The sequence below is a fragment of the Candidatus Methylomirabilota bacterium genome (genome assembly GCA_036001065.1).
GTDB lineage: Bacteria > Methylomirabilota > Methylomirabilia > Rokubacteriales > CSP1-6 > MNEF01.
The window spans coordinates 26,410-33,489 of sequence record DASYUQ010000236.1; the positions used below are offsets into that span (position 1 = coordinate 26,410).

At 66.9% G+C, this 7,080-nt stretch carries 8 protein-coding genes; 6 read left to right on the top strand and 2 right to left on the bottom strand.

Annotated features, from left to right (window positions below):
- Window positions 1-13: 13 nt before the first annotated feature.
- On the bottom strand, window positions 14-400 hold the full coding sequence (locus VGV13_22695; GenBank protein HEV8643886.1) for a hypothetical protein: 387 nt from the start codon (window positions 398-400) through the stop codon (window positions 14-16).
- 432 nt (window positions 401-832) lie between these two features.
- On the opposite strand from VGV13_22695, the gene VGV13_22700 reads away from it, so the two are divergent.
- Window positions 833-1,252: a PIN domain-containing protein gene (locus VGV13_22700; GenBank protein HEV8643887.1), complete on the top strand. Its 420-nt coding sequence runs from the start codon at window positions 833-835 to the stop codon at window positions 1,250-1,252.
- Between the two features lie 12 nt (window positions 1,253-1,264).
- Window positions 1,265-2,092, top strand: coding sequence for an SAM-dependent chlorinase/fluorinase (locus VGV13_22705; protein ID HEV8643888.1), 828 nt, complete (start codon window positions 1,265-1,267; stop codon window positions 2,090-2,092).
- Here VGV13_22705 and VGV13_22710 read toward each other — a convergent pair.
- The gene (locus VGV13_22710; GenBank protein HEV8643889.1) at window positions 2,040-2,408 is read right to left on the bottom strand and encodes a zinc ribbon domain-containing protein; all 369 of its coding nucleotides are present in this window, start codon (window positions 2,406-2,408) and stop codon (window positions 2,040-2,042) included. The genes VGV13_22705 and VGV13_22710 overlap by 53 nt on opposite strands.
- Window positions 2,409-2,438: 30 nt before the next feature.
- Here VGV13_22710 and VGV13_22715 point away from each other — a divergent pair, with 30 nt between their 5' ends.
- The 4 genes from VGV13_22715 to VGV13_22730 form a co-directional block, all read left to right on the top strand.
- Window positions 2,439-3,107, top strand: a complete 669-nt coding sequence (locus tag VGV13_22715) for a tetratricopeptide repeat protein (GenBank protein ID HEV8643890.1) — start codon at window positions 2,439-2,441, stop codon at window positions 3,105-3,107.
- A gap of 158 nt (window positions 3,108-3,265) precedes the next feature.
- On the top strand, window positions 3,266-4,870 hold the full coding sequence (locus VGV13_22720) for a hypothetical protein (GenBank protein HEV8643891.1): 1,605 nt from the start codon (window positions 3,266-3,268) through the stop codon (window positions 4,868-4,870).
- 103 nt (window positions 4,871-4,973) lie between these two features.
- Entirely contained in the window at window positions 4,974-6,566 is a 1,593-nt protein-coding gene (locus VGV13_22725; GenBank protein HEV8643892.1) for a hypothetical protein, read from the top strand.
- Window positions 6,567-6,684: 118 nt separating this feature from the next.
- A partial coding sequence (locus tag VGV13_22730; protein ID HEV8643893.1) for a hypothetical protein occupies window positions 6,685-7,080 on the top strand: 396 nt, incomplete at its 3' end.

Consider the following 7,080-nt stretch of genomic DNA (forward strand, 5'->3'; position numbering starts at 1 on the left):
ACGATTGCTGAGCTCATAGTTCTCGCTCCTGCCCCGCAGAAAGGCGGCAGTGCTCCCAGCGCTTCTTGGGCTCGAGCGGGAAGTTGTAGAACTGCCACTGGGCCCCGAGCGGCACGAAATCGATCTTGGTCGGGTCGGCAGGCTTCCCGGCCCCGTCCAGGACCGCGAGGATCGCGAGGTTTCGGTCAAGCTGGACCATACAGGTCGGGCATCCGGAGAGGAACCCGAGCATGTCGACGGTCCCACCGTCGCCGACCTTGAGCACTTTGACTTCGCGAGTGTCGTTGCCGGTCTTGACAGTCCAGGTGTCGCCAACCGAATAAGTGGGCGCGCTCAGGGACTGGGCGTAGGCGCTGGATGCCATGGTTAGCAGGGCGAGAGCGGCGAGAATGGATCGCATGGGGCTTCCTCCCTCGTGCCATAATTTGGGCGGAACCCTGGCGGCCCTCGAACTTACTCCGGAGAGAACGGGTCGTCAATGTCGTCGAACGGATCTGGCGGTCGCCCGCGTCGCTCCACAGTGGCGGGGCCCCTGTTGTGTATAATTTGGCTACACAACATTTCAGGGGGTATCGCGATGACCCGAGTTCAGGTTCTGCTCACCGAAGAACAGGACAGAAAGCTGGAGGCGCTGGCCAGGGCCCTCCAGAGTTCAAAGGCGCGGCTGGTTCGAGAAGGCGTGGAGCTTGTGCTTCGCCGGAAGACCAGGGGGCAGCGCGATCCGCTCTTCGAGCTCGTCGGGCGCGCGGGGAGGGTCGGCCGTTCTGACATCTCCGCCGCCCACGACGATTATCTCGCCGCCTCGAGACTGCGGCGGAGGCGGCGGTGAGGGGTGCCTCCGCCCCGCATTTTCGTCGATACCGGAGCATGGTTCGCCCTCCAGACCACCGATGATCGGTATCACCGGCGAGCCCGCGAGGCCTTCCCAAAGCTCTTGACCAGATTCCAGACCCTGGTCACCACAAACCACGTGGTGGGAGAGACCTATACCTTGTTGCGGACCGCCAAAGGCTACGCGGCCGCCCGCGGCTTCCTCGACATTCTCGATCGCAGTCCCAGGCTCGAGCGTTATTTCGTGTCCGCGGAGCTTGAGGGAGAGGCGGTGGCCCTGCTTCATCGCTATTCCGAGCATCCGTTCAGCTTCGTGGATGGCACCAGCTTCGCCGTCATGAGAAGGGAACGCATCCAGTACGCGTTTGCCTTTGACGCACATTTCTCGATCGCCGGCTTCGTCCGCGTCCCAGGGGAATAGTCGTCGGACGTCGTGGTCCCCATCATCACGCTCACGACGGACTTCGGCCTCCAGGGCAGTTATGTCGCGGAGATGAAGGCGGTCATCCTCGGCCTCGTGCGCGCCGTGCAGCTGGTCGACGTGACCCACGAGGTGGAGCCGCAGCAGGTTGCCGAGGGCGCGCTTCTGCTCGAGGCCGCCGCGCCCTTCTTTCCCCCGGGCACGATTCACGTCGCCGTCGTCGATCCGGGCGTCGGCACCGCCCGCCGTGGCCTCGTGGTGGCCACGGCCGGTCAGCTCTTCGTCGGACCGGACAACGGCCTCTTCACGCCCCTGCTGGCGCGGGGCGGCTGGGCGGCGTTCGAGCTGGCGGCACCGGAGTATCGGCTACCCGTGGTGAGCCGTACCTTCCACGGGCGTGACGTCTTCGCACCGGCCGCCGCCCACCTGGCCCTCGGCGTTCCCCCCGAACGGTTCGGTCCGCCGGTCGGCGATCCCGTGTGCCTGCCGTGGCCGGCGCCGCGCCCGGTCGCGGGGGGCGTCGCCGGGACCGTCATCCACATCGATCGCTTCGGAAACCTGGTGACCTCCATCGACGCCGGTCACCTCGAGGCGGTCGCCGCCGGCCGCGGCGGGGGAGGAACGGTGCGGATCGCGGGCCGCGCCCTGCCCCTCGTCGGCACCTACGCCGATCTGCCGCCGGGCCGCGCCGGCGCGCTGGTGGGCTCGCGGAACCGGCTCGAGGTCGTGGTCCGCGATGGAAGCGCCGCGGCGAGGCTCCGGGCCCGCCGCGGCACCCCGGTCGTGCTCAGCCGGACGACGCTGGTGGCGAAGACGAAGCGGCCGCGGAGCCGCTCGTAGTCGGCGTTTCCTTGGACGGAGTCGGCGTCTCCTTGGAGGCCGAAGTGCTAGACTTCTCGGCGGATGTGGCGTCCTTCTTGTCGGCCTTGTCCGTCTTGTCGGCGCTCTTTTCGGTTTCGAGGGCCTTCTTGCGCGCTTCGGACGGATAATCGGTGACGTACCAGCCCTTGCCCTTCAGGATGAACGGCGCGGCGGACAGCAGTCGGCGGAGCGGCCCGCCGCACGCCTCGCAGCGCGTGAGGGGCGCGGCGGTGATTCTCTGCCGGATCTCGAAGGTGCGATGGCACTGATCGCACTGATATTCGTAGGTCGGCACAGTTCCGAACGCTACAGGGGAGGACGAAACGTGTCAAGACAACCGCGCGTTTGGCTCGCCGTGCTGCTCGCGAGCCTCTGGCTGGCCGGCTGCGCGACCACGGAGCAGACCGAGGTCCAGCGGCTGCAGGCGCGCGCCTCCTACGAGCGCGGGCTCGCCCACATGCGGGACAAGCAGCCGGCGCTGGCCCTCAACGCCATCCAGGAGGCGATCGCGCTCGACGGCACCGGCGCCACGTATCGCAACGCCCTCGGCCTGCTCTACCTGGAGCTGAGGCGCCCCGACCTGGCGCTCGACGAGTTCCGTAAGGCCACCGAGATCGATCCGCACTATGCCGAGGCCCACCTCAATACCGGCATCGCGCTGGCCGAGAGCTCCCGCTGGGAGGAGGCAGCCGCAGCGTACCGGCGGGCGATCGCGATGCCGACTCTCGCCGTCCCTCACGTCGCCTACCAGAACCTCGGCCTGGCGCTCTTCCACCTGAAGCGATACCGCGACGCGGAACAAGCGCTCAAATTCGCCGTGAGCCTCGAGCCGCAGATGGAGGCGGCGTACTACAACCTGGGGCTCGTCTTCGTCGCCGAGGGCCGGAAAGACGAGGCGAAGGCCGCGTTTCGCCGGGCCCGAGACCTGGCGCCCCAGTCGCCGTTCGGCCAGGCCGCGGTGGGCCAGCTCCGGGCGCTGGGCGAAGGGGGATAGATTTGTAAGTTTTTCCAGACGTGGGTAATTTTCGTTTGACCTGGCCTCCCCCCTGGTATAGAACCTTACCCGCTGTCCTACGCGTGTGCTGGTGTTGGTGTTGGGCCCTACGCAACGCTGTTTGGAGCAACTCACCCCCACCACATGAGGAGGCGGTAATGAGGCGTACCCTCACAGCAGTCCTCTCCGTGGTCGCCATCCTGGGGTTGCTGGCCCCGCCGGTCTTCGCCCAGGCCCCGGCTGCGCCCGCACCGAAGGTGACGATCAACGGCCTGGTCGACTTCGTGACCACCATCTACAGAAACGCCACAGGTGACGTTGGCGCCGGTCGTGCCAGAGACATCACGAATGACGACGACAAAGGGTGGTACTCACGCGAGCGCGGTGTCTTCACGATCACCGGCGAGGTCGGCAAGGCGAAGGGCGTCCTGGCCCTCGAGTTCGACTTCAACAACGGCCGCACCGTCACGAACTTCGAGGGCGGCGGGTTCGGTGGCAACCAGGGTCTCGACATCGAGACCGACGAGAAGGGGCAGGCCGAGGTCAAGTGGCTCTACCTCGAGACCCCGATCACCGGTCCGGGCTCGCTCATGCCGTTCATCCCGGTGGCGTCGATCGGCCGCTTCGGCGGCCAGCCGTTCCGCGGCCACGACTACAAGCCCGGCATCCAGGCCACCGGCGACTTCCCGGGCGTCACGCTCGAGACCACCTGGGCCCCCAACCTCCGCTCGACCCTCACCTACGTCCAGATCGACGAGGGTCTCGATCCAATCACCAACCCGGGCGGGACCGAGGATTGGGCGATCCTGTTGAGCGTTGAGGTCGACGTCTTCAAGGGTCTGACTGTCAAGCCGACCTACTCTTTCGTCAGGTACGACCAGGGCAACAGCAGCGGCAATACCGGCACGTTCGCCCGGGGCGGCTTCGACCCGAACGCCGCCGCCCAGGCCAACAAGTTCACGTACCGCCACACCCTCGGCGGAGACGTCCGGTGGACCTCCGGTCCCTTCTCGTTCCAGCCCACCTTCCTCTACCAGTTCGGCAAGCAGGAAGTACCATCTGCACTCATTCCCGGGACGACGGGCACGCAAGAAGTGGACATCAACACCTTTATCTTCGACGTCATCGGCGGCTACCGTGCGGGACCGCTGACCATCGAAGGGCGCGTCATGTACACGCCCGGCATGAAGGCCAACGAGTGCGTGCAGAACATCCCCGGCGTCTGCTCGGGTGGCTCGGACATCAACACCTACGAGGTGATCAACAACGGCTCCACGAGTTACTGGGCGGGCTGGTCCGACATCGAGGCCAGCGGCGTCGACTATAACTTGAGCTTGCGCCAGAACAGCGGCAACCAGCTCGGGCGGTCGCCGAGCTACGACAAGTACGGCCGCATCGCCCTGGGCGCCGCGCTGGACTACGCGCTGACGCCCGCGCTGATCTTTCACGCCGTCACCAACGTTCAATGGACTGCCGAGAAGGTGGACACCAACAGTACGCTCGTCGCCGGGACTGGGACGGGTAGCCTGGTGCCGGTGAAGTCGAGTGGTGATAAGCGCTACCTCGGCAACGAGTGGAACCTCGGATTCACCTACCGCTTCGCGCCGAACGTCGCGTTCGATCTGATCGGCGCGTACCTGTTCGTCGGCGAAGCCCGTGACCACGGACCCGTGAGCCCGACTCAACCCCGGGCTTGTGCCTCGGCGCGGTGCGAGGCCGAAGACGTCTACAAGCTCTCGGCGCGGGTCCGGCTGACCTGGTAGTGCGCTTACGGTAGTGCGTGGTTAATGTCAGCGGCGGGGAGGGCATGAAGCTCTGACCCATGCCCTCCCCGCTTCTCGCACTCACATCGCCGGGAGGCGCTCGATGAGAAGAGCCGCGACAAGTCTGCTCGCCCTGATGGCGATCTTCGTGATGGGGGCCGCTCCGGTCGCGGCACAGGCACCGGCGGCCGCACCCCCCGCTCCCAAGGTCACGATCAACGGCCTCGTCGACTTCGTCACCACGATCTACAACAACGTCTCGGGTGCCGACCTCACCGACGGCGGCAGGGACAAGGGGTGGTACTCGCGGGAGCGCGGTCTGTTCACGCTGACCGGCGAGGTGGGCCGCTCGAAGGGCGTCCTGGCTCTCGAGATGGACTTCGCCAACGGCCGCATCGCGAACGTGAGCCTCGCGCCGAGCGGCAACAACGGCCTGGACATCGAGACCGACGAGAAGGGGCAGATCGAGGTCAAGTGGCTGTACCTGGAAACGCCCATCACCGGTCCGGGCTCGCTGATGCCGTTCATCCCCGTGCCGTCGATCGGCCGCTTCGGCGGCCAGCCGGCCCGCGGGCACGACTACAAGCCTGGCATCCACTTCACCGGTGACTTCCCCGGGGCGACGCTCGAGACCCAGTGGGCGCCGAACATCCGGTCGACCCTCTCCTATGCCCAGATCGACGAGGGCCTCGACCCCGTCACCAACCCGGGCGGGACCGAGGACTGGGCGATCGTGGCGAGCGTGGAGGTCGAAGTCTTCAAGGGTCTGACCGTCAAGCCGACATACTCCTTTGTCCGTTACGACCAGGGCAACAACAGCGCCGCGCCGTTCGGGACAGAGCCGAAGGGCGGATTCGCCCCGTCCGCCGCCACCCAGGCCAACAAGTCCACGACCCGCCACACATTGGGCGGCGACGTGCGGTGGACGGCCGGCCCCTTTTCGCTCGCGCCCACGTTCCTCTACCAGTTTGGCACGCAGGAGACCGTCGCAGCGACGGCGGGCGGCAAGAACGAGGTCGACATCAGATCGTGGATCTTCGACGTGATCGGCGGTTTCCGTTCGGGGCCGCTGACCCTCGAGGGGCGGTTCGTGTGGACCCCGGGCAATAAGGCGACGCAATGCGTGCAGACCGTACCCGCGCCCGGCGTCTGTGCCGGCGGCTCGGACATCAAGTACTACCAGCCGATCAACGCCGGAACGATCATCTATTTTGCGGGATGGTCTGAGATGGAATCGGCCGGCGTGGACTACCAGCTCCCGCTCCAGGGCGGCGCCGTGACCGGCATGAAGCTCGGCGGCAACCCCAGCTACGACAAGTACGGCCGGATCATCGCGGCCGTGGCTGCGGATTACGCGTTCACCCCGGCGTTGATCGGGCACCTGGTGACGTCGGCACACTGGACGGACCAAAAGGTGGATACCGACGGCGCGCTGAACCTCGCCCCCACCGTCACGCAGACCAACGGGATCACTCCGGTCAACGGCGGCGACTCCAGGTACCTCGGCACCGAAGTGGATCTCGGCTTCACCTACCGGTTTGCGCCGAATGTCGCGTTCGACCTGATCGGTGCGTATCTCTTCGCCGGCCCCGCGCGCGACAACGCCAGGACGTTCGTCCCTCCCTCTGCCCCAGGGCCCCGCAAGGACGCGGACGACGCTTACAAGCTGTCGGCTCGGGTTCGGATCACCTGGTAGTTCGGCTGGCCAGATTGATGGGAGAGGGCATGGGCGACCATGCCCTCTCGCTTGTTCTGCGGTGATATAGTCCCCTGTGGTGCTAGCCTGGCTCCGCCCGACCCTGGGACCGCTTCTGATGCTGGCGACGCTCGTGTCGCTGGTCCGGGTTCCGCCCGTCCTGAGCCAGCCGGCTCCGCCCTCCCAGGCCCCGGCGCCCCCGTCGTTCAAAGTGCTCGCCGACCAGGTGGCGGCCATGTTCCCGGTCGTGGAGACCGAAGTCGTCGAGGTCTCGGGCGCGCGGGTGACGCTGGCCAGCGGACGCACGCAGGGCGTGCAACCCGGTCTCGAGCTGACGGCCTTCCGCGAGGGGCGGGAGCTGTACCACCCGACGACGAAGAAGCTCCTCGGCCGGACGGAGACGACGCTGGGGCGGCTGGTGGTCACCGAGGCCTCCGAGAACTACTCCGTGGCGACGCTGCTCCAGGGCGGTGGCGGTGCCGAGGTGCCCCGGCCTGGTGACCGGGCTCGCGTG